Raw genomic sequence first — 18,718 nt, 5'->3', positions numbered from 1 at the left:
CGCGAAGAGGCCTTCGGGGTCAATACAACTTCTGAACCTTGTTATCATCAAGCATCGACACTTTATCTGTCGGTTTGGTCAACAAATTATTGAGCGACTGGTCAAACTTCTGCAATGCCCTTACTTGCACATTCTGTTGTTCGTTAATGTCGGCGACAATCTCTTCGCTGCGTTTAAAGTCTGCCCATACAGGACTTAGCGCCTTCGCATCATGCCCTTTTGCAGTGCCGATATAACTCAGGTTCTTATCGTAGAAGTCCACGCTGACATTGGCCTCGATGTCCGAACTGCGCGAGGTGATCAACTGGCTGCGGCTGTCGACGACGGCGACCACGTCCGGTTTTGCCGCCTGCAGGCTTTGCATGTCCGGGTATACCGTGACTGAGCCGAATTGCCGTTCTAGAGAGGCCTTGACCCAGTCCACCGCCAAATCGGGTTTTGACGTGGCCACATAGGCATCATGGATCGACTGCACCAGCAGGCTCTGGCCGAAACCGGTGCCGGCATTGGCCTGGTAGTCCTGCAGGTAGGCGCGGTTGGCCTGGGTATTGCGGCTGTAGACAATGCCAAGTGTGACATCGCTGCCGTTGGGTATGCGCGTTGCACTGCTGCGACCCACCGGTTGCGTAAAGATACCCTCCAGCGGAGTCACCGCTGAAGGTGCCGTGGGAATTGAGCAACCGGTTATCAGGACGGCCATGGTCAATGTACTGACGAACGCAAGTTTCATGGTGTTTCTCCAGTGAAACAACTTCGGTCGGAAAGTTACAGTTGCCGTATGAGGGCGGCAGTCACTCCAGACTAAACCGTGTGTTGCTGATTGAAATAGCCAATCTATGCACTTATCCAATAGACAATAGTTTTGTTTGGTTTAACGGAACGCGGTTAATTGCCTGAAGATATAAAGGCGCCCAAATCAAGAGTTTGGGCATTTTTATTTATGGCTACAGGTTCGACGATCAGTTTTGCAAGGGGATCAACACTTTCTCGTCAGGTGACAACACCATGAACACCAACAGCTTCGCAGGTTTGGTTTTGCTGGCATTTTTCGAGACCAGATGTTCCGAACCGGCAGGTTCGTACCAATACTCGCCAGCCTTGTAAGTGACCTCTTTTTCGCCCTTCACCTGGGAAGTGATCGATCCCGAAAGCACATAGGCCATGGCGGTACCGTCGTGTTTGTGGGCGATGGACGCTTGGCCTGGCTTGTAGTCGACCTCAATCATCAAGGCCTTTTTCCCTGGGGCGTTTTTCAGCATTTGGTCTTGCAATACCGTGACCTTTTCCGATGGGTCACCGGCTTCATGGGCAAACGCCGAAGCGCAAACGGTCAAGGCAAGGGCAGCGAGAGAGCAGCGCAAAAGGTTCATGGTTCATCACCTGCAGTGGTTGGTTGTCAGGGACCAATCTATTGCGCCAGGGGCGATAAACAAACAGCCAATTTTACCGAAGGCCAGGGGACCAATGTGCGGCGCTGGAATGAAAAAGATCGCAGTCCCCGGAACGTTTGCAGAGGTACCCATACTCTGCAAACGCGGCCAAGGACTGCGATCTTTAACCGTGTCTTATCTGATCGGAAAGCTGTTGAAGTCGACGGCGTTGGCCAGCTGACAATCGATCAGGTCAATGAAGCCTTGCACCTGGGGGTTGTTGAAATGCGATTGCATTGCCGATTCCGATTGCCAGTGGGCGCTGACAGTCCAGCGATTACTGTCCTCAGGGCAGCGGTCGACCATATAGGATTCACAGCCCGGTAGTTCGCGCAGGGTATCGACAATCTTTTGCAATTTCTGACCCAGTTCTTCCGAGCGACCGGCAACGGCCTGCACCTGTACGGTATTGATCACTTTGTAGGACATTGGCTCACACTCCTCATTGAGGGATAACGCCTATGCAGGATAGGCCTGCACCTCCGGACCACCAATAGCCAATCGCGGGATAAAAACGCAGACCAATCCATCAGGCAACCTGCTGCAAAATGTCCCTGAGACGGTCCAGGGCGATGTCGATGTCCAGGGTCTCGATAGCGCCAAAACCCAGGAAAAACCCCGCCTGGGGCGCCTGCTGGTAGAAAAAACTGTCAATGGCATAGAGCCCGACTTCAACCTTTTTCGCCAGCTCGATCACCAGTGGCACGTCGATCGCTACCTTGCACAGCACCACCATGTGAAAGCCCGCTGCGGTCGGCACCGCTTCAAGCCAGGGGGCGAGATCACCGGCCATGCGCGCCAGGATCCGCTCACGCCTGCCCGCGTAGATCGTATGGCAGCGACGAATGTGCTTAAGCAGGCAGCCTTCGGCGATGAATTTGGCCAGCGCCCACTGGGGCAGGGTGGAGGTGTGCAGGTCGGTGAGTTGCTTGGCGCGCACCACCGCCTCGAGAATCGCCGGCGGCAGGATCGCGTAACCCAGGCGCAGTTCTGGCAAAAGTGTTTTCGAGAAGGTCCCCACATAGGCGACGATCCCGCGCTCGTCCATGCTTTGCAGCGAGTCCGTGGGGCGGCCTTCGTAGCGGAACTCGCTGTCGTAGTCGTCTTCGATGATGATCGCTCCCAGTTCATGGGCGCGAGCCAGCAGTGCAACGCGGCGCTCCTGGCTCATGGGCATGCCAAGCGGGAACTGGTGCGACGGGGTGACGTAGATCAGCCGCGTACCGAGGGGGATTTTCTCCACGACAATCCCTTCGGCGTCCACCGGCACGCCAATCACCGTGGCGCCATGGGTGCCGAACAACAGGCGCGCCGGCGGATAACCGGGATCTTCCATGGCGACGATGCTGCCCGCTCGTATCAGCACCCGGGCAATCAGATCCAGCGCCTGTTGCGCGCCATTGCACACCACCACGTCCTCGTCCTGGCAATTGACCCCGCGAGAAAAGGCGATGTGCTGCGCGATGGCATTGCGCAGCGCCGGAAGGCCTTCGGGCAGGCTGTAGAAGCCCTTGGACGCGGCGATCTGGCGCAAGGCGTGGGACGTGCAGCGTCGCCAGTCATCCTGGGGAAACTGGCCCTTGCTGGTGGCGCCGCCAATGAAGTCGTAGCGCAGCGAGCCTTCGAGCGTCGGATGACGCAGGAACACCGGCAGGCTACGCCAGGATTCGATCACCTCGAAGCCGGCCAGCTCCCTATGGCTTTGTTTGCGCTCGATTTTGGATACGCGGGCGTTGACGTAGGTGCCTTTGCCGATCACCCCGGTGAGGAAGTTTTCATAGGTCAGCTGGGCATAGGTATCGGAAATGGTCTTGCGCGAAATGCCCAGTTGTTCGGCCAGCAGGCGGCTGGGAGGCAGTTGCGTCCCGGCGGCCAGGCGACCCGATTCGATAGCGCTGCGCAGTTGCGTGTACAACTGGCCCGCCAGGTCCTTGCGTCCGTTAATGACAACGTGTAGTTCCATACCGGCAAGGCTCCATGGCGATTGAGGCGCTTGTGCGTTACGCCAGATTACCCTCAACTGGCGTTTATGCAGTAGTTGCGTGGCGTAAAAACCGCCAATTGGTCTGGGCCCAGGTGGTCCACGGAAATTTCGCGCAATTGGATATGTAACGCAGCGTTAACAACGTCTACCTTGGCGGCATATCGACGCCATATGAGGTCACGCCATGACCCTCCGCCTGGATTATTACAGCGCCTCGCCCAAGGCGATGAAAGCGCTGATCGCCATGGAAGCCCTGACCAGCAACCTGAGTATCGAACCGGCGCTGCTGCACCTGATCAAGATCCGTGCTTCGCAGATCAATGGCTGTGCGTTCTGCACCGATATGCACTCGGTGGACGCACGGCGCTTGGGCGAAACCGACCGCCGCCTGTACTCCATCGTGGTCTGGCGCGACAGCAACTTCTTCAACCCGCGCGAGCGCGCCGCCCTGGCCTGGACTGAAGCGGTGACGCTGCTTTCGCAGGACCACGTGCCAGACACTGTCTACGAGCAAGCCAGGGCGCAGTTCAGCGAAGGTGAACTGGTGGACCTGACCATTGCTGTCACCACCATCAACAGCTGGAATCGACTGGCCGTGAGTTTTCGCCAGACCCCCAGCGCCTGAAAGGCTGTCACACGTCGTTCATGTACCTTGCGCAGGATGGTGCTCCCAGTGAAAGATCGACAGGGAGTCATCGATGTCATTCATGGAAACCCGGGGCGACCAGCGTGTAGCGCAATATCCCACACACCTCGATACGACCGCCTCCTGGCGCACCCGCGCGGCGCAGATCGATCCGCTGCTCGCGCAGTGCTTCAGCGTGATCGCCCGGTGCGGCTGCTTCATGCAGGCATCGCGGCGCCTCAACATCAAGGCAACCCGGTTGCGCAAGCATTTGGCACAGCTTGAAAAACAGCTGCGGTGTTCGCTGTTCAGCCCATCGGAGAATGGCCTGGTACTCAGTCGTGACGGCCTGCAACTGCACAAGCAGCTGACCGCCCTGGCGCATGAACGCGACCTGCCGGTGCTCGAGCAACCTGTGGTGCGCCTGGCGGTGGCCGAGACGATCCTGCACGACATCCTCGGTCGCGATCTGGTGGCGTTGCTGCGACGCAATGCCAGCGCGCGCCTGGACATCATTACCCTCGACAGCGAATTGTCCCTGCAGGCGGTCAGTGCCGATGTCGTGGTATGGATGACAGGCATCGGCTCGCCAACGCCGGGACCGAGTTTTGCCGTCAACGAGCCCAGATGCCTGGCGCGGCTCGACTATCTACCGCACATCGCCAAACGCTATTCACGAGTCGCCGCGCGGCCGGCCGGTCTCGATGACCTGGCCGATTTCATGCTGGTGCAATGGCAGCATGATCGACAGATCGACAGTTTTCGGCCCTGGAACGACCTGGTCGACCAGCGCCTGGCCGGGGTCGTGCAGTCGCATTCCTATCCACTGATGCTGGAGATGGTCCGTTGCAGCGCCTGCATCGGCCTGTTGCCTGGCTACATGAGCCATTTCGACCGTGGCTTGATCGGTTTGCCGGGGTTGTTCAGCCAGCCGATGCAGCGCCAGGTGTGGCTGGCGGTGAATGCCGAGGCCGAAGGCGATGCGCAGGTGCAGACGATTGTCGAGTTGATCCTCGGCACCTTCGAAGAGCGGCGGGAATGGTTCCTGTAGGAGCGAGCATGCTCGCGATGGACGTCAACGATAACGCGGGACGCCTGAAAGCCCGCGGTGTTCCCAGGTTTTTCGTCGGAACGCCGCCCGGAGCATGCTCGCTCCTACAGGGTGTTTTTCCATGTTGGATGCGTTGTAGAGTGAACGGCCATGTTTCTATCAAGGATGAATCACCCATGACCGGCACCGACGCTGTCATCACCCTCGAACGCCTCAACCATTCCCACGTCCCGGGCATCACCGCGCTTTACCACGAACCGGTCGTCGCCCGTCAGACGCTGCAAATGCCGTTTCCATCCTCCGAGACTTGGCAAAAACGCGTGGAGACGGACAATGAGCGGGTCGTGCAATTGGTGGCCCTGCATCAAGGGACGGTTATCGGTAGCATCACCCTGGAACAGTTCCCACGCATCCGCCGCAGCCATGCAGGCAGCTTCGGCATGGGCGTTGCCTCCCGATGGCAGGGCAAGGGCGTGGGTTCGAAACTGTTGGCGGCGGTGCTGGATATTGCTGACAACTGGATGAACCTGCGACGGGTCGAACTGAGCGTGTATGCCGACAACGAAGCCGCCATCAGCTTGTACCGCAAGTTCGGTTTCGAGACCGAAGGGCTGTTTCGCGACTATGCGGTGCGCGATGGCGTCTACGTCGATACCTTGAGCATGGCGCGCTTGCGCCGCATGCCCAAGTGCGATTGATCCATACCACTCGCGCTTTTAGTCGTACGCCGGCGGCGCGCATCTGCCATGCTCAATGTCCGCAGCACCGCTTCAATCAAAGGAACACCGCAATGGACGACGTACGGCAACTGGGCGAGATGCTTCGTCACTACGCAGACAGCGAAGCGCACAAAAAGCAGCTGTTCGAGACACAATCGGCCGAGTGGGCCAAGCGCATTGGGGAGTTGTTCGATCAGATCCAGCAGTGGCTGGAGCCGGTTCTGGCACCGAATCTGCTGGAGGTGAGCCGCGAAGCGTATGTCGCGTCCGGGCCGAGTGTTCCGGTGGAGACGTCTACCTTCAAGACTGAAAAACTGAGCATTACGATCGCCGGCAAACCGGTGGAGTTCGTGCCGGATGTCATGGGTGCCGGTGGGCAGATATCCCTGGCAGTGATGGGCTTTACCGCTGCGCGCTACGGCAGTGTTTCACTGGTGTGCATGCCATCGTCCAATGGCTGGCAGTGGCGCAAGACCAATGGTCTTAAAGATCCGGATACCTTTGTCTTCGATGCGGATTTCCTGGCGCAGCAGTTGCAGAGCCTGATTCCCCGGGATCGCAGCTGAGTTTTCGCGACACTGTGAATCCCCCTGTGGGAGCGAGCCTGCTCGCGAAAGCGATGAATCAGTCAATATCGATGTCGACTGTCAGCCCGTCTTCGCGAGCGGGCTCGCTCCCACAATGAATGGGTTGTAGGTCAGATTTCGATTTTGCCCCAACCCGGCTTTGGCTCTTGCGGCGCGACCGCGTTTATCCGCTTGCCGGTAGCGGCCTCCACTCGCCGGGCGACTTCCGGGTCATCGGCAAACGGCACCAGGCTGGCATCGTCCAGGCTTTCGGCGGTCTGATGGCGCAAGCAGTATTCGATGGTGCACCACAGGAACACCACCCCCAGGATATTCAACAGGACTTCAGTCATCAGGCTATCTGCGCCTCACTTTCCGCCATCGCCACTTCGGACACCCGTACGGTACGCCACACGTTGTAAGCCATCACCAGCATGCCCGTGAGGAACAACACGCCACCGGCAAAGCGCACCACGAACCCCGGATGGCTGGCCTGCAAGGCTTCGACGAAGGAGTAGGTCAGCGTGCCGTCATCGTTGATCGCACGCCACATCAGGCCCTGGGTGATGCCGTTGACCCACATCGAGGCGATGTACAGCACGGTGCCGATAGTGGCGAGCCAGAAGTGCAGGTTGATCAGCGGGGTGCTGAACATCTGCGCGCGACCGAAGACCTTCGGCACCATGTGGTAAGTCGCGCCGAAGGTGATCATCGCCACCCAGCCGAGGGCCCCGGCGTGCACGTGGCCAATGGTCCAGTCGGTGTAGTGGGAGAGGGCGTTGACCGTCTTGATCGCCATCATCGGCCCTTCGAAGGTCGACATGCCGTAGAAGGCCAGGGACAGCACCAGGAAACGCAGGATCGGGTCGGTGCGCAACTTATGCCAGGCGCCCGAAAGGGTCATCATGCCGTTGATCATCCCGCCCCAGCTCGGTGCCAACAGGATCAGCGACATGGCCATGCCCAGTGACTGCGCCCAGTCCGGCAAGGCGGTGTAGTGCAAATGGTGCGGACCTGCCCAGATGTACAAAGTGATCAGCGCCCAGAAGTGCACGATCGACAAACGATAGGAATACACCGGCCGGTTCGCTTGCTTGGGCACGAAGTAGTACATCATCCCAAGGAACCCCGTGGTCAGGAAAAAGCCCACGGCGTTGTGCCCGTACCACCACTGGACCATGGCGTCGGTTGCCCCCGAATACACCGGGTAGGATTTGAACCAGTCCACCGGAATCGCCAGGTGGTTGACCACGTGCAGCATCGCAATCACCACGATGAACGCGCCGAAGAACCAGTTGCCGACATAGATGTGCCGGGTCTTGCGCTGCACCACAGTGGTGAAGAACACGATGGCGTAGGCCACCCATACCAGGGTCATCCACACCGCGCCGGAGAACTCGATCTCGGCGTATTCCTTGGTGGTGGTGTAGCCCAGCGGCAACGTGATGAGCATCACGACGATGACCGATTGCCAGCCCCAGAACGTGAAGGCTGCGAGCTTGTCCGAGAACAGTCGCACCTGGCAGGTACGCTGCACCGCGTAGTAGCTGGCGGCGAACTGCGCGCTGCCGGCGAATCCGAAAATCACCAGGCTGGTGTGCAGCGGGCGCAGGCGCCCGAAAGTGGTCCACGGCAGGTCCAGGTTCAACTGCGGCCACACCAGTTGCGACGCGATCCAGACGCCCATCGCCATCCCCACGACGCCCCAGATCACGGTTGCCACGATGAATTGGCGGACGACCTTGTAGTTATAAGCCTGTCCGATAGTTGTTGTGCTCATGCTCAATGCTTCCACGGTTGCAATGACGTGCACTGTAAAAACCGTGGCCAAAACAAAACAGACTCAGGAAAAACTGATTTATGCGGATCAGATCTGCAGCGAGTCAAATTGGACGCCTCTGATTCTGATACGGTTTTTTCATGAATAGCTGAATCTGTAATGAAAACCGGCACGGGTCCATAGTCATTGCCTCGAAACGAGCCGCAGTTAATGCCGCCCAACCTGTGGGAGCGAGCCTGCTCGCGAAGCGTCCGGCACATTCAATATCGATGTCGCCTGGTACTCCGCCTTCGCGAGCAGGCTCGCTCCCACAAGGGTCGCGCCAGGCATTGGCAACAGAGCCCGATCACTCCTGATGAGGTAGCCAGATGTATCAGTACGACGACTATGACCGGGCACTGGTGTTCGAGCGGGTTGCGCAGTTTCGCGATCAGGTCGAACGCTTCATGGCGGGCGAACTGAGCGAGGAAGAGTTCCTGCCGTTGCGCCTGCAAAACGGCCTGTACATGCAAGAACACGCCTACATGCTGCGCGTCGCCATCCCCTACGGCACCCTGAGTGCCCGGCAGATGCGCACGCTGGCGAGCATCGCCCGGGATTACGATCGCGGCTACGGCCACTTCACGACGCGCCAGAACATGCAGTTCAACTGGATCGAACTGGCCCAGGTGCCGGACATCCTCGAACGCCTGGCCCAGGTCAACATGCACGCCATCCAGACGTCCGGCAACTGCGTGCGCAACATCACCACCGAAGCCTTTGCCGGGGTTGCGGCCGATGAAATGATCGACCCGCGGCCGCTGGCGGAAATCCTGCGGCAATGGTCGACCATCAACCCGGAATTCCTCTACCTGCCACGAAAGTTCAAGATCGCCATCTGCTCGGCCGAGCAGGATCGCGCGGCAATCATGATGCACGACATCGGCCTCTATCTTTATCCCGGTGACGACGGGCAAATGCTGCTGCGGGTCATTGTTGGCGGCGGCCTTGGGCGCACGCCGATCCTTGGCTTGCAGATTCGCCAGGGCTTGCCGTGGCAGCACCTGCTGTCCTACGTCGAGGCGGTCTTACGGGTGTATAACCGCCATGGCCGGCGGGACAACAAGTACAAGGCGCGGATCAAGATTCTGGTAAAAGCCCTGGGCATCGAAGCGTTCGCCAGGGAAGTCGAGGAAGAGTGGACGCATATCAAGGATGGTCCGGCACAACTGATCCTTGATGAGTTTGAGCGCGTGGCCAGTGCCTTCGTTTCGCCGCGATATCGCGAACTGGCGGATACCAGCCTTGAATTCGGCACGCAGCTGGCCCAGGACCCGGCGTTCGCCCGCTGGGTGCTGCGCAATGTACAGGCACACAAGGTATCGGGGTATGCCAGCGTGGTGCTGTCGACCAAGCCGGGCGGCAGCGCACCGCCGGGGGATGTCACGGCCACGCAAATGGAGGCGGTGGCGCAGTGGTCCGAGCATTTCGGTTTTGGCGAGATTCGCATCGCCCATGAGCAAAACATCGTGCTGCCGGACGTGCCAAAAGCCGACTTGTTCTCGCTCTGGCGCCTGGCGTGCGAACACAACCTCGGCTGCGCCAACGTCGGTTTGCTCACCGACATCATCGCCTGCCCCGGGGGGGATTTCTGTGCACTGGCCAACGCCAAGTCGATCCCCATCGCCCAAGCCATTCAAGCGCGCTTCGAAGACCTCGATTACCTGCATGACCTGGGCGACATCAGCCTCAACATCTCCGGCTGCATGAACGCCTGCGGTCATCACCACATCGGCAACATCGGCATTCTGGGTGTCGATAAGAACGGCAGCGAGTGGTACCAGATCACCCTCGGTGGCGCCCAGGGCAAGAACAGCGCGTTGGGCAAGGTCATCGGCCCGTCGTTCAGCGCTGCGCAAGTGCCTGGGGTAGTCGAACAGATCGTCGACACGTTCGTGCGTTACCGCGAAAGCGAGGAGCTGTTTGTCGATACCTTGCAGCGCATCGGCCTGGAGCCGTTCAAAGAGGCGGTTTATCCGTCAGCGCTGGAGGTGTCGGCATGAACAATCTGTTGTGTTTGCAAGAGGGCGGGGCACGGATTGTCGAGGATGATCCCTGGACGCTGGTTCGGGATCTTGAGGCGCCGTTGCCTGAGGGCCAGGTGATTTTGCCGCTGGCCCGCTGGCTGGAAAATCCGCAGCAAAACGCAATCTGGCTGGGACCTGATGATGAGGTGGAAGGCCTTGAGCTGTGGTTTGGCCAGTTGCGGTTGATTGCCCTGGATTTCCCGAGTTTTCGCGACGGTCGGGCCTATAGCCAGGCCTATTTGCTGCGCACGCGATTGGGCTGGAACGGTGAGTTGCGCGCCGTGGGTGATGTGTTGCGTGATCAGCTCAGTCATATGCGCCAATGTGGGTTCGACAGCTTTGCGGTGCGTGAAGACAAATCCGCCGAGGATGCGCTCAAGGGGCTGGCGGGGATGAGCGTGTCGTATGGGCGCTCGGTGATTGAGCCGCGACCGTTGTTTCGGCGGCGCTGACGTAAATTACGCATTGGCAGGGCTGACGCTTTCGCGAGCAAGCCCGCTCCCACATTTGATCCTTGGCATTCACAAAATCTGTGACCCACACAGATCCAATGTGGGAGCGGGCTTGCTCGCGAAGGGGCCATTGGATCAGCCCCCGATCACTTCAACGCCGGATCCCCGATGTTTATTTTCTTCCAGCCCTGCAACAGCACCTGGGCCTTCGGTTCCTGGCCGTTATCGAGGTAGTACTGGATCAGCGACAACCGCGCATTTCGGTCGGCTGGCTGCACTTTCAACAGCCTTTCCAGTTCTTCGCACGCGGCATCGATCTCGCCGCTGTCATGCAGGGCCACCGCCAGCACATAGCCGTATTGTCCGCTCTGCGGTTCCAGTTGCGCGGCCCTGCGCAGGAAGGGCATGGCCTGTGCGGGTTGGCCGGCACGCACCAGCGCCAGGCCCTGGGTGTGTTGCAGCAGAGCGGCGTCGGGGTGTGCCTTGAGGCTTTGCGCCAGCAGCGCTTGGGCTTCCTGGCCGCGACCATTGGCTTCCAGCCATTGCACCAGTGTCACCAGCGCCGGATAAAAGTCCGGGTCGCGCTTGAGTGATGTGCGCAGCAAGCCTTCGACTTCGCCACTGCGACCGCTGGCCTGATACAGCATGGCCAGGTTGAGGTTGGCTTCGGCGCGTTCGGCCAGGCTTTTTTGCACGTTCTCATATTCGGTGATGGCCGCGTTCCAGTTGTCTTGGGCCGCGCCCAGGCCATTGCGTGCCACGCTGAGCAAATCCCGGGCCGCGGCAATGCGTACAGCCTTCACCGGATCGCTCAGCAACGGTGTCAACAGCGGCGCACGCTCCGGCGGTGGCAAGAACGCGCTGATCGCCCGTACGGCGCTTTCACGCACTTGCGGCGCCGGGTTGCTCAAGTCCCGGGTGGCCAGTTTCAGCGCCTGTTCGCTGGGGTACAGCGGTAATTCGGCGAGCAGTGTCGCCCGTTGAATCGCCGGCAGGTTGCTGCGTTGCAGCTGCTCGTACAGGGCTTCTGCGGCGCCAGGCTGGCCATTGCGGATCAGCCACAGGCTTTCGTCGTAACGCGGAGCCTGCGCGGCGGTGGAGGTGTTCCAGAGTTTGAACTGCTCGGTGACCTTGTCACCGGCCTTGCCCTGGTGACAAGTCAGGCAGGCGTCCGGCGTACCGAGTTTTTTCGCCCGCTCGGGGTTGGGGATGCTGAAACTGTGGTCGTGCCGAAAGTCATTGCCCATATAAAACTTGCCGGGCATATGGCAATCGATGCACTGCGAACCTGGTTGGCCCATGGTGTGACGGGTGTGTTCGATGGAGTCGTAGTTCTTCGCTTGCAGGCCTTTGCCATCGACACCTTCGACGGAGGTCTTGCCAGCCGTGTTGTGGCATTGCAGGCAAACGCCATTGCCCGGCGCCTTGAGTTCGGTGCTGTGGGGGTTGTGGCAGTTGCTGCAGCGCACGCCCTTGTCGAACATTTTGCTCTGGGCGAACGAGCCGTGTTCGAACACTTCATCCTTGATTTTGCCGTCAAGGGCATACAGTTCACGGGTCAGGGCGCTTGGCAGGTAGTCGTCCATCAGGCGCTTGCCAACGGTAAAACCGTCGCCCAGTGGCGCACGACGCGAGTGACAGCGGGCACAGGTTTCAATCTCGACGGTCGCGTTCTTGTCCTTGAGGTCGACGGCGAAACCCGAGTGGATCAGATCGCCTTTTTTCGCCGTCCATTGCAGATGATTGGAGGCCGGGCCGTGGCAGGCCTGGCAGCCGACGCCAAGGCTGTTCCACTGGCTGTCGAAGGTGTTTTTCGCGGCATCGAAATTGCGCTTGTATCCGGTGGTATGGCACTCGACGCACATGAAATTGGCGTTCTGGCTCGGCTTGCTCCAATGCAGCGGGTCCTTGAAGGTCACGCCCTGGCCTGGATAGAGATGAAACCAGCGGTGCTTCTCGGTATCCCAGGCGATGCCGAGGGCTTGCAAACGACCTTCACCGACCTCGATCAGGTATTGCTGCAAAGGGGCGATGCCAAAGGTGTAGGCGACCTTGAAGTCGGCATTCTTGCCGTCGATACCCGGCGTGTTGACCCAGAATCCGTCTTCCTTGCGCGAAAACCGGGTGGTTTCGTTTTCGGCCTTGAAGGTGACGTTGTTGAAGTCGCCGAGCATGGTCTGGGCGTTGGCCTCCTGCATCGCCAATTGGTGATGGGAACCTTGCCAGTCCTTGACCTTTGCACTGTGGCAGCCTTGGCATTGCTGTTCGTCGACCATCGTTGCCGGCGCCACGGCGACGGGTTGCGACGGCGGCTTGACGGGTTGCGCGACAGGCGTGTTGACCGGCGCATAGGTCAGCGGAGCGGGTTGGCTGTGCAGCAGAAACCAGCCGATGCCCGCGACCGCCAGCAACAAGACGCCGATGGTGACGGGGAACAGGTATCGGTGAATCAGGGTCGGTTGCGCATCAGGGTTTGGGTTTGCTGCTTTATTTTTATGTTTCGGCATTACGACTTCCGTAGTCCAGGTGCGTTTGCCGTCAGGCGCGCGTACAAGCTCGATGCAGCTTTGCCGGATGGCCGGCGTCTGTCAAATGATGGTTGCGGTGAAGCTGATGGCCTCTTCGCGAGCAGGCTCGCTCCCACATTTGGTCTGTGTCGTACACAAAATTCGTTTATGAACGCAATCCACTGTGGGAGCGAGCCTGCTCGCGAAAGCGGTTTGACAGACAACCGATCACTCGCCGACAAACCAGCGGAAATACGGATTCCCGCCATCCCCGCGCATCACCCAAAGTCAGGTCGGCAAAAATACACTGATCCCGGTGCTTATCGTTCCCACGCGGCGCATGGTCGCCGCATCCGGCCAGGACCACTGCGACAAACGTTCATTGCGGTCCTGCGTCACACTTTTTTATTGCACTTGCTCGGGTGTGGCGGCATCGAACGGATAGATCCGGCGCCATTCGGCAGCCATGTCGACAACGGTCCAGCCACGGGTTTTTGCTTCGTCCAGAGCCTTGTCCAGACGGCCGAACTGCGATTGGCGGTCGTAGGCCCATTCACGCTTGGCGTCGGTGTGATGCACCAGCCCCATGAAACGTTTGCCGGTGCCGGCCGCAGTCCACTGCAGCATTTGCAGGTCGCCGTCGGAGTTGCCGAACGCGAGAATCGGTCGACGCCCGATCACGGCGTCGATGCTCACCGGCTTGCCCGGCCCGTCGTCGTTATGCGCCAGTTTCGGGGTGCGCAGGATCGACGCTTGGCCATCCTTGTACTCAAACGAGGTGACGAATGTGGTGCCGATCACCTGCTCGGGGGGGATGCCGTAGACCTTTTCGGCGAAGGCGCGCATGAAGCCGGTGTCGCCACCGGAAACGATGTAGGTCTTGAAGTCCTGGCTGCGCAGGTAGTCGAGCATTTCCAGCATCGGCTGAAAGATCATTTCAGTGTACGGCTTGCCGGTTTTTGGGTGGCGGGCCTGGCTCAGCCACGTCTTGGCGTAATCGTCGAAGGCTTCGGTGGTCATGCCGGTGTGGGTTGCACCGAAGATTTTCATCATGCCTTCAAGGCCGCTGGCGGCCAGGGCCTGGTGATCGTTTTCCAGCACAGCCTGAAATGGCTGGGTGGTTTTCCATTCCGGATGCTGCGCCGCCGTACGCTTGACCTCCTCCAGGGCAAACAGCAATTCGAAGTACATCGGCTGCTCGCTCCACAAGGTGCCGTCGTTATCGAACACGGCGATACGGTCCTCGGGTTTGACGAAGTCCTTGCTACCTTGATCGGTCACCGCCTCGACGAATTCGATGATGTTCTTTTTCGACGGGCCGTCATTCCATGACGGCAATGGTTCAGCGGCCTGGACCAGCATTGGCAGGCTCAGGGCCAATGCCAGCAGCAGCTTTAACCCGTGGAACTGGCGGTGCGCTTTCAGGCTCGTCATGGGAAATCCTTCTCGTGAACGGGGTTGAGTGGTCGTAGTGCGCTAGCAACTGATTCTTGATTGTTTTCGGCCTGACTATGCAGCGTAGCCAAGGATTGCCTGAGTTGGAGCAGTGCCGATGTTCTGGGTGAAACGCAGCCCCCGGCGCAGTTCATCGAAGTTCAAGCCACGGCACGCAGGCACGAGGCAAAGCCCTGACCATCAACAACTCCACTTGCTTGTTTTGTTTGAATCAACCCACGGCGTTATTCCACGGCCGTGATGTCGTCGAGTTTCCAGCTCTTGTCGAAATAGGGCAGGGTCGGGGCATACAGGCGGAAATAGCTGAACCAGTGTTTGCCCGGCAGGGTTTGCACCCAGTTAGCTTCAAAATCTTTGGGTGCGGTGGGGCCGAAATACAGGTCCACCGAGCCATCAGCGTTCATTTTCAGATCCTGGCGCGACGACAGGTCGGCCTTGCGCTGTGGGTTGTCGATCAGGCAGCGGCTGTCGATGTCGTACACGGTCATCGACCAGAACTGCTTGGCCGGCGGGTTGGCGCCGACGTGCAGCCGATAGCGCTTGGCGCCGTCGAGCCAGTTGCCCTTGGCGTCGGTATAGGCACCCAGGTAGGTCTGGCCCAGCCCCGGGGTTTTCGACACCATGCCTTTGGAGTTGCCTACCGCCTCGTAGAACCAGGCGCTGCGTTCCCACAACTGGTCGTAATAGGCCAAGCGCTGGGACGGATCGGTGACGTTCAACACCTTGTCCCACTGGCGGTCCGGCCAGTACTGGGCGTCGGGAAAACGCTTGGCGAAGGTATTGGCCTTGGCGATCAGCTCGCCGATTTGTGCACCTTGTTCCAGGGCCTTGCGTTGATGGTCATCAGGGTTGAAGGGCTTGTCCTTCTCGATGCCCAGGCTGGCAAGCATGGCCATGTAGAAACGATCACGTTCATTGACCGGCTCCTTCTGAAGGATCTGGTGCAAGCGCTCCCAGTACGCCATTGCCCGTGGCTGGGTACCGGACCAGGCTTTGCCGCCGGGGGAGAGCAGTCTGGTCTGGCCAGGCTCGGCTCGCTTGGCGTAGGGGTACATCCTGAGTTGCTCGATCAGCGCCTTGCCTTTGGCGGGGTCGGGATCGAGCAAGCGAAATCCGACCAGCACGTTCATGGTTTGCGACTTGGCCAGGTAATACTTGCCAGCATCGGCCGGTGGCTCGGCGCCCGGTGGCAGCACCAGGTACTTGCCGCCCTTGCCTTTGTCCGGGCCGGTCTGGCCCATGTCGATGAAAGCCCGTTGCCAGAAATCGCCAACACCGCCCGCGGTCGGTCCGGCGGGCAACTCGATCACCAGCGGACCGGTTTCATTGAGATCGACGAAACCAAGGATGTAGGGCGTGGTAGCGTTGGCGGTAATGACGCCGAGCTTGTCTTCGTAACTGTCGAGCACCATCAGGTCGCCACTGCGGGCACCCAGCTTGTCGCGGAACTCCTCCTGCCATTGCGCGTACGACACCAGCGGCAACGCCCACAGATAACTCTGCGTGGCTTGCTGGAAATCCAGTTCGGCATAGAGTTTGGCGATGGATTCATGGGCCGGCAGTTCACCTTCCATGACAATCTGGCCGATTCGGGTATCCGGGTCCTGGGCGCCGACCCCGCAACTGACGAACATCGTCATCAGGCTGAAACCGGCTGCGCGAATGGCTCCATGCATAGGGGGAGTTCCTTATTTGCCGAAGGTGGCGTTGAGGCCGACAAACAGCGTGAATTGCGGCATGCCATCGCCTTTCTTCTCGACGGTCCATTGCGGTTCGATGAAGGCGTTGAGGATATTGGACCCGTCTTTCCACACTTTGCCACCACCCAAGCCGAGTGGGATGTAGTGGGTGTCGTTCTTCAGGTCGAACGTCCAGATGCCGGTGGAGCGCAGGTACCAGCCCTTTTCCAGGTTATGGATGATGAAGGGTTGCATCGTTGCGCTTTCGACGTGGGGCCGGTCGTTGTCACCGGCGAACGAACTCTGGTATTGCACCAGCGCGCCCAGCAGCCCCCGTGGCGAAGAGTCGATGGCGATTGCAGCGAGGCCGCCTTGCCATTTGCCCGTGCCGAGTTCGTCCTGATCGGCAGTGGGGGCGGTTATCATCGGGCCGATGCCCAACTGCACGCCTTCAGTCTTCACCAGGAAAATATCGAACAGGTTCAGGTCACCTTCGCCGGTGCTGTAGCCACTGTTCGGGTCCGGGTGGGTACTGATTGGCGCCGTGGCGCGGATCAATTGCGGCACGCCGATGTAATCGTTGGGCGCAATCGGCAGCGTGCCGCGTATCAGCAGGTCATTGGTATGAATATTGGAGTCGTAGTACCTGGGCGTGTAATAGTCCTGAGCGCTCATGCCTGGCGCGAAGTTCAGCGGGTTGTTGCTTTTGTTGGCGGTCTCGGCATTTTCCGCCTGGGCGCACACAACAATCGCAAGCGAAGCCACCAAAAGACAGGCGTGGATCCCCATTTTGTTTGTCATGATTCGCCAATTCCATGGTGGCTCATTTGGACAACCCGGCACTTGGTGGCCGTTACGACGTAGTCTCTTTGCCATGAAGTCTGTAGGACACGTCTCTTGAAACTAGCAGCAAAATGGGGGTTAGCCAGTCCAAGGGATTAATTCTTTGGTTTCTTGTACTGAAAAGTTAATGCCAATCAATGGGTTGGAAAACACCAAGCCCGTCATCGGTATGAGCCAATGGCGGGCTTGTGGTTTTTTTGTAGGAAGTCGGTAGAGGTGGCGAAGGAGGATCAAGGTTATCCAGACTCCGCTACCCAGCTGTCATCATGAGGATCGATAGTGAAATCTCAGCACTTCTTCCCCAGCCCAAATGCCCGCTCTTCCTGCTCGCGCAACTCGGGCGTTAATTCCTCGCCGAAATCCTCCAGCTCGAACACCTGGCGTATCTCGATTTCGGCTTCGGTGCCTGGCATCGGGTTGGGGCAGCGCTTGACCCATTCGATGGCTTCTTCTTTGGATTTCACTTGCCACAGCCAGTAGCCGGCGATCAGTTCCTTGGTTTCGGCGAAGGGGCCGTCGATCACCGTGCGCTTGTCTCCTTCGAAACGTACACGGGCACCTTTGCTGCTCGGCTGCAGGCCTTCGCCGGCGAGGAGGATGCCGGCCTTGGCCAGTTCTTCATTGTAGTTGCCCATGGCCGTCAGCAGTTCGGTGCTGGGCATGATGCCGGCTTCGGAGTCTTTGCTTGCCTTGATGATGATCATGAAACGCATGGTGTAGTCTCCGCTGGAGTGGAATTGTTCACTTATAGTCGAAGGATCACCGGCTGAATCGACAGCGATGGGTCAACATATTCCTGGATACCCCACCGAACCCTGTAGGAGCTGCCGCAGGCTGCGATCTTTTGATGTTGCTTTTGAAAGGTGCATCGAAGATCAAGATCAAAAGATCGCAGCCTGCGGCAGCTCCTACGGGGAAGTGCGGCGTGCGCCGGGTTTGTGCACCGACACATGACAATTTGTATCCACCCCATAGGTCGCCGGAGCATTTCGTGGTTAACTTCTGCCTCTTCAAGATTCTCTACACCAACGTTCAGAAGGACTCCGTTCATGGCTCAAGTCACTCTTAAAGGCAACCCGGTTCAAGTCAACGGCCAACTGCCTCAAGCCGGTTCCAAGGCGCCAGCCTTTTCCCTGGTTGCCGGCAATCTGTCCGACGTCACCCTGAAAGACTTTGCCGGCAAGCGCAAAGTGCTGAACATCTTCCCAAGCATCGATACCCCGACCTGCGCCACTTCCGTGCGCCAGTTCAACGCCAAGGCGAGCAGCGTCGACAACACCGTTGTGCTGTGCATCTCCGCTGACCTGCCGTTCGCCCAGGCCCGTTTCTGCGGCGCCGAAGGCCTTGAAAACGTGCAGAACCTGTCGACCCTGCGTGGTGCCGAGTTCATCGAGAACTACGGCGTTGCCATCGCCGACGGTCCGCTCAAGGGCCTGACCGCCCGTGCCGTGGTGGTTCTGGACGAGAACGACAACGTGCTGCACAGCGAACTGGTCAAGGAAATCGCTGATGAGCCGAACTACGAGGCTGCACTCGCTGTCTTGAAATAAGTACGGTTTTA

The 18,718-nt window shown here is 59.1% G+C and carries 18 protein-coding genes; 7 read left to right on the top strand and 11 right to left on the bottom strand.

The features are described from left to right. Nucleotides 1–19: 19 nt before the first annotated feature. The 4 genes from AC1Q8Q_RS19085 to pdxR all read right to left on the bottom strand — a co-directional run bounded on the left by AC1Q8Q_RS19085 (nucleotide 20) and on the right by pdxR (nucleotide 3,393). Complete coding sequence (locus tag AC1Q8Q_RS19085) at nucleotides 20–730, bottom strand: ATPase (protein ID WP_492615363.1); 711 nt, start codon at nucleotides 728–730, stop codon at nucleotides 20–22. 229 nt (nucleotides 731–959) lie between these two features. Next, nucleotides 960–1,370, bottom strand: a complete 411-nt coding sequence (locus AC1Q8Q_RS19080) for a cupin domain-containing protein (RefSeq protein WP_033044960.1) — start codon at nucleotides 1,368–1,370, stop codon at nucleotides 960–962. A 195-nt stretch (nucleotides 1,371–1,565) separates the two neighbouring features. Further along, nucleotides 1,566–1,859 (bottom strand): antibiotic biosynthesis monooxygenase family protein, encoded by a 294-nt coding sequence (locus AC1Q8Q_RS19075; RefSeq protein ID WP_020800790.1) that lies wholly within the window; start codon nucleotides 1,857–1,859, stop codon nucleotides 1,566–1,568. 100 nt (nucleotides 1,860–1,959) lie between these two features. Continuing rightward, nucleotides 1,960–3,393, bottom strand: a complete 1,434-nt coding sequence (pdxR, locus tag AC1Q8Q_RS19070) for a MocR-like pyridoxine biosynthesis transcription factor PdxR (protein ID WP_168758037.1) — start codon at nucleotides 3,391–3,393, stop codon at nucleotides 1,960–1,962. Nucleotides 3,394–3,598: 205 nt separating this feature from the next. Between pdxR and AC1Q8Q_RS19065 the strand changes: the two genes are divergently transcribed. The 4 genes from AC1Q8Q_RS19065 (at nucleotide 3,599) to AC1Q8Q_RS19050 (ending at nucleotide 6,375) form a co-directional block, all read left to right on the top strand. After that, nucleotides 3,599–4,039: a carboxymuconolactone decarboxylase family protein gene (locus AC1Q8Q_RS19065; protein ID WP_020800787.1), complete on the top strand. Its 441-nt coding sequence runs from the start codon at nucleotides 3,599–3,601 to the stop codon at nucleotides 4,037–4,039. 73 nt (nucleotides 4,040–4,112) lie between these two features. Beyond that, nucleotides 4,113–5,090: a LysR substrate-binding domain-containing protein gene (locus AC1Q8Q_RS19060; RefSeq protein ID WP_492615362.1), complete on the top strand. Its 978-nt coding sequence runs from the start codon at nucleotides 4,113–4,115 to the stop codon at nucleotides 5,088–5,090. Between the two features lie 176 nt (nucleotides 5,091–5,266). Further along, entirely contained in the window at nucleotides 5,267–5,788 is a 522-nt protein-coding gene (locus tag AC1Q8Q_RS19055; protein ID WP_454865811.1) for a GNAT family N-acetyltransferase, read from the top strand. Nucleotides 5,789–5,880: 92 nt separating this feature from the next. Then, nucleotides 5,881–6,375 carry a hypothetical protein gene (locus tag AC1Q8Q_RS19050; protein WP_492615361.1) on the top strand — a complete coding sequence of 165 codons (495 nt, stop codon included), beginning with the start codon at nucleotides 5,881–5,883 and terminating at the stop codon, nucleotides 6,373–6,375. Between the two features lie 131 nt (nucleotides 6,376–6,506). On the opposite strand, the gene AC1Q8Q_RS19045 is transcribed toward AC1Q8Q_RS19050, so the two are convergent. Both AC1Q8Q_RS19045 and ccoN read right to left on the bottom strand, forming a co-directional pair. Beyond that, nucleotides 6,507–6,728: a hypothetical protein gene (locus AC1Q8Q_RS19045; RefSeq protein WP_033044717.1), complete on the bottom strand. Its 222-nt coding sequence runs from the start codon at nucleotides 6,726–6,728 to the stop codon at nucleotides 6,507–6,509. Continuing rightward, on the bottom strand, nucleotides 6,728–8,155 hold the full coding sequence (ccoN, locus tag AC1Q8Q_RS19040) for a cytochrome-c oxidase, cbb3-type subunit I (RefSeq protein WP_020800757.1): 1,428 nt from the start codon (nucleotides 8,153–8,155) through the stop codon (nucleotides 6,728–6,730). The genes AC1Q8Q_RS19045 and ccoN overlap by 1 nt, the downstream gene beginning before the upstream one ends. Nucleotides 8,156–8,523: 368 nt before the next feature. Between ccoN and AC1Q8Q_RS19035 the strand changes: the two genes are divergently transcribed. Then, nucleotides 8,524–10,197 (top strand): nitrite/sulfite reductase, encoded by a 1,674-nt coding sequence (locus AC1Q8Q_RS19035; RefSeq protein WP_492615360.1) that lies wholly within the window; start codon nucleotides 8,524–8,526, stop codon nucleotides 10,195–10,197. Then, complete coding sequence (locus AC1Q8Q_RS19030) at nucleotides 10,194–10,673, top strand: DUF934 domain-containing protein (protein WP_033042880.1); 480 nt, start codon at nucleotides 10,194–10,196, stop codon at nucleotides 10,671–10,673. The genes AC1Q8Q_RS19035 and AC1Q8Q_RS19030 overlap by 4 nt, the downstream gene beginning before the upstream one ends. A gap of 146 nt (nucleotides 10,674–10,819) precedes the next feature. Here AC1Q8Q_RS19030 and AC1Q8Q_RS19025 read toward each other — a convergent pair whose 3' ends face one another. The 5 genes from AC1Q8Q_RS19025 to AC1Q8Q_RS19005 form a co-directional block, all read right to left on the bottom strand. Further along, on the bottom strand, nucleotides 10,820–13,180 hold the full coding sequence (locus AC1Q8Q_RS19025) for a tetratricopeptide repeat protein (RefSeq protein WP_492615359.1): 2,361 nt from the start codon (nucleotides 13,178–13,180) through the stop codon (nucleotides 10,820–10,822). A gap of 405 nt (nucleotides 13,181–13,585) precedes the next feature. Beyond that, on the bottom strand, nucleotides 13,586–14,614 hold the full coding sequence (locus AC1Q8Q_RS19020; protein ID WP_492615358.1) for an HAD family hydrolase: 1,029 nt from the start codon (nucleotides 14,612–14,614) through the stop codon (nucleotides 13,586–13,588). A 245-nt stretch (nucleotides 14,615–14,859) separates the two neighbouring features. Further along, the gene (locus AC1Q8Q_RS19015) at nucleotides 14,860–16,311 is read right to left on the bottom strand and encodes a DUF1254 domain-containing protein (RefSeq protein WP_492615357.1); all 1,452 of its coding nucleotides are present in this window, start codon (nucleotides 16,309–16,311) and stop codon (nucleotides 14,860–14,862) included. 12 nt (nucleotides 16,312–16,323) lie between these two features. Beyond that, nucleotides 16,324–17,115 carry a hypothetical protein gene (locus AC1Q8Q_RS19010; protein ID WP_492615356.1) on the bottom strand — a complete coding sequence of 264 codons (792 nt, stop codon included), beginning with the start codon at nucleotides 17,113–17,115 and terminating at the stop codon, nucleotides 16,324–16,326. 329 nt (nucleotides 17,116–17,444) lie between these two features. Further along, on the bottom strand, nucleotides 17,445–17,870 hold the full coding sequence (locus tag AC1Q8Q_RS19005; RefSeq protein WP_020800094.1) for a YciI family protein: 426 nt from the start codon (nucleotides 17,868–17,870) through the stop codon (nucleotides 17,445–17,447). 336 nt (nucleotides 17,871–18,206) lie between these two features. Here AC1Q8Q_RS19005 and tpx point away from each other — a divergent pair, with 336 nt between their 5' ends. Next, a complete protein-coding gene (gene tpx, locus AC1Q8Q_RS19000) occupies nucleotides 18,207–18,707 on the top strand; it encodes a thiol peroxidase (RefSeq protein ID WP_020800095.1) in 501 nt (166 codons plus the stop codon). Nucleotides 18,708–18,718 lie beyond the last annotated feature (11 nt).

This window comes from Pseudomonas sp. GW823-FHT06B06 (assembly GCF_058795195.1).
Note: the sequence above shows the minus strand (reverse complement) of the source record. Positions and strands in the feature narration are given on the sequence as shown.

What these genes read in the sequence shown, in the direction of transcription:
- AC1Q8Q_RS19085 (WP_492615363.1), bottom strand. Translation starts at nt 730, where the DNA reads ATGAAACTTGCGTTCGTCAGTACATTGACCATGGCCGTCCTGATAACC.
- AC1Q8Q_RS19080 (WP_033044960.1), bottom strand. Translation starts at nt 1,370, where the DNA reads ATGAACCTTTTGCGCTGCTCTCTCGCTGCCCTTGCCTTGACCGTTTGC.
- AC1Q8Q_RS19075 (WP_020800790.1), bottom strand. Translation starts at nt 1,859, where the DNA reads ATGTCCTACAAAGTGATCAATACCGTACAGGTGCAGGCCGTTGCCGGT.
- pdxR (WP_168758037.1), bottom strand. Translation starts at nt 3,393, where the DNA reads ATGGAACTACACGTTGTCATTAACGGACGCAAGGACCTGGCGGGCCAG.
- AC1Q8Q_RS19065 (WP_020800787.1), top strand. Translation starts at nt 3,599, where the DNA reads ATGACCCTCCGCCTGGATTATTACAGCGCCTCGCCCAAGGCGATGAAA.
- AC1Q8Q_RS19060 (WP_492615362.1), top strand. Translation starts at nt 4,113, where the DNA reads ATGTCATTCATGGAAACCCGGGGCGACCAGCGTGTAGCGCAATATCCC.
- AC1Q8Q_RS19055 (WP_454865811.1), top strand. Translation starts at nt 5,267, where the DNA reads ATGACCGGCACCGACGCTGTCATCACCCTCGAACGCCTCAACCATTCC.
- AC1Q8Q_RS19050 (WP_492615361.1), top strand. Translation starts at nt 5,881, where the DNA reads ATGGACGACGTACGGCAACTGGGCGAGATGCTTCGTCACTACGCAGAC.
- AC1Q8Q_RS19045 (WP_033044717.1), bottom strand. Translation starts at nt 6,728, where the DNA reads ATGACTGAAGTCCTGTTGAATATCCTGGGGGTGGTGTTCCTGTGGTGC.
- ccoN (WP_020800757.1), bottom strand. Translation starts at nt 8,155, where the DNA reads ATGAGCACAACAACTATCGGACAGGCTTATAACTACAAGGTCGTCCGC.
- AC1Q8Q_RS19035 (WP_492615360.1), top strand. Translation starts at nt 8,524, where the DNA reads ATGTATCAGTACGACGACTATGACCGGGCACTGGTGTTCGAGCGGGTT.
- AC1Q8Q_RS19030 (WP_033042880.1), top strand. Translation starts at nt 10,194, where the DNA reads ATGAACAATCTGTTGTGTTTGCAAGAGGGCGGGGCACGGATTGTCGAG.
- AC1Q8Q_RS19025 (WP_492615359.1), bottom strand. Translation starts at nt 13,180, where the DNA reads ATGCCGAAACATAAAAATAAAGCAGCAAACCCAAACCCTGATGCGCAA.
- AC1Q8Q_RS19020 (WP_492615358.1), bottom strand. Translation starts at nt 14,614, where the DNA reads ATGACGAGCCTGAAAGCGCACCGCCAGTTCCACGGGTTAAAGCTGCTG.
- AC1Q8Q_RS19015 (WP_492615357.1), bottom strand. Translation starts at nt 16,311, where the DNA reads ATGCATGGAGCCATTCGCGCAGCCGGTTTCAGCCTGATGACGATGTTC.
- AC1Q8Q_RS19010 (WP_492615356.1), bottom strand. Translation starts at nt 17,115, where the DNA reads ATGACAAACAAAATGGGGATCCACGCCTGTCTTTTGGTGGCTTCGCTT.
- AC1Q8Q_RS19005 (WP_020800094.1), bottom strand. Translation starts at nt 17,870, where the DNA reads ATGCGTTTCATGATCATCATCAAGGCAAGCAAAGACTCCGAAGCCGGC.
- tpx (WP_020800095.1), top strand. Translation starts at nt 18,207, where the DNA reads ATGGCTCAAGTCACTCTTAAAGGCAACCCGGTTCAAGTCAACGGCCAA.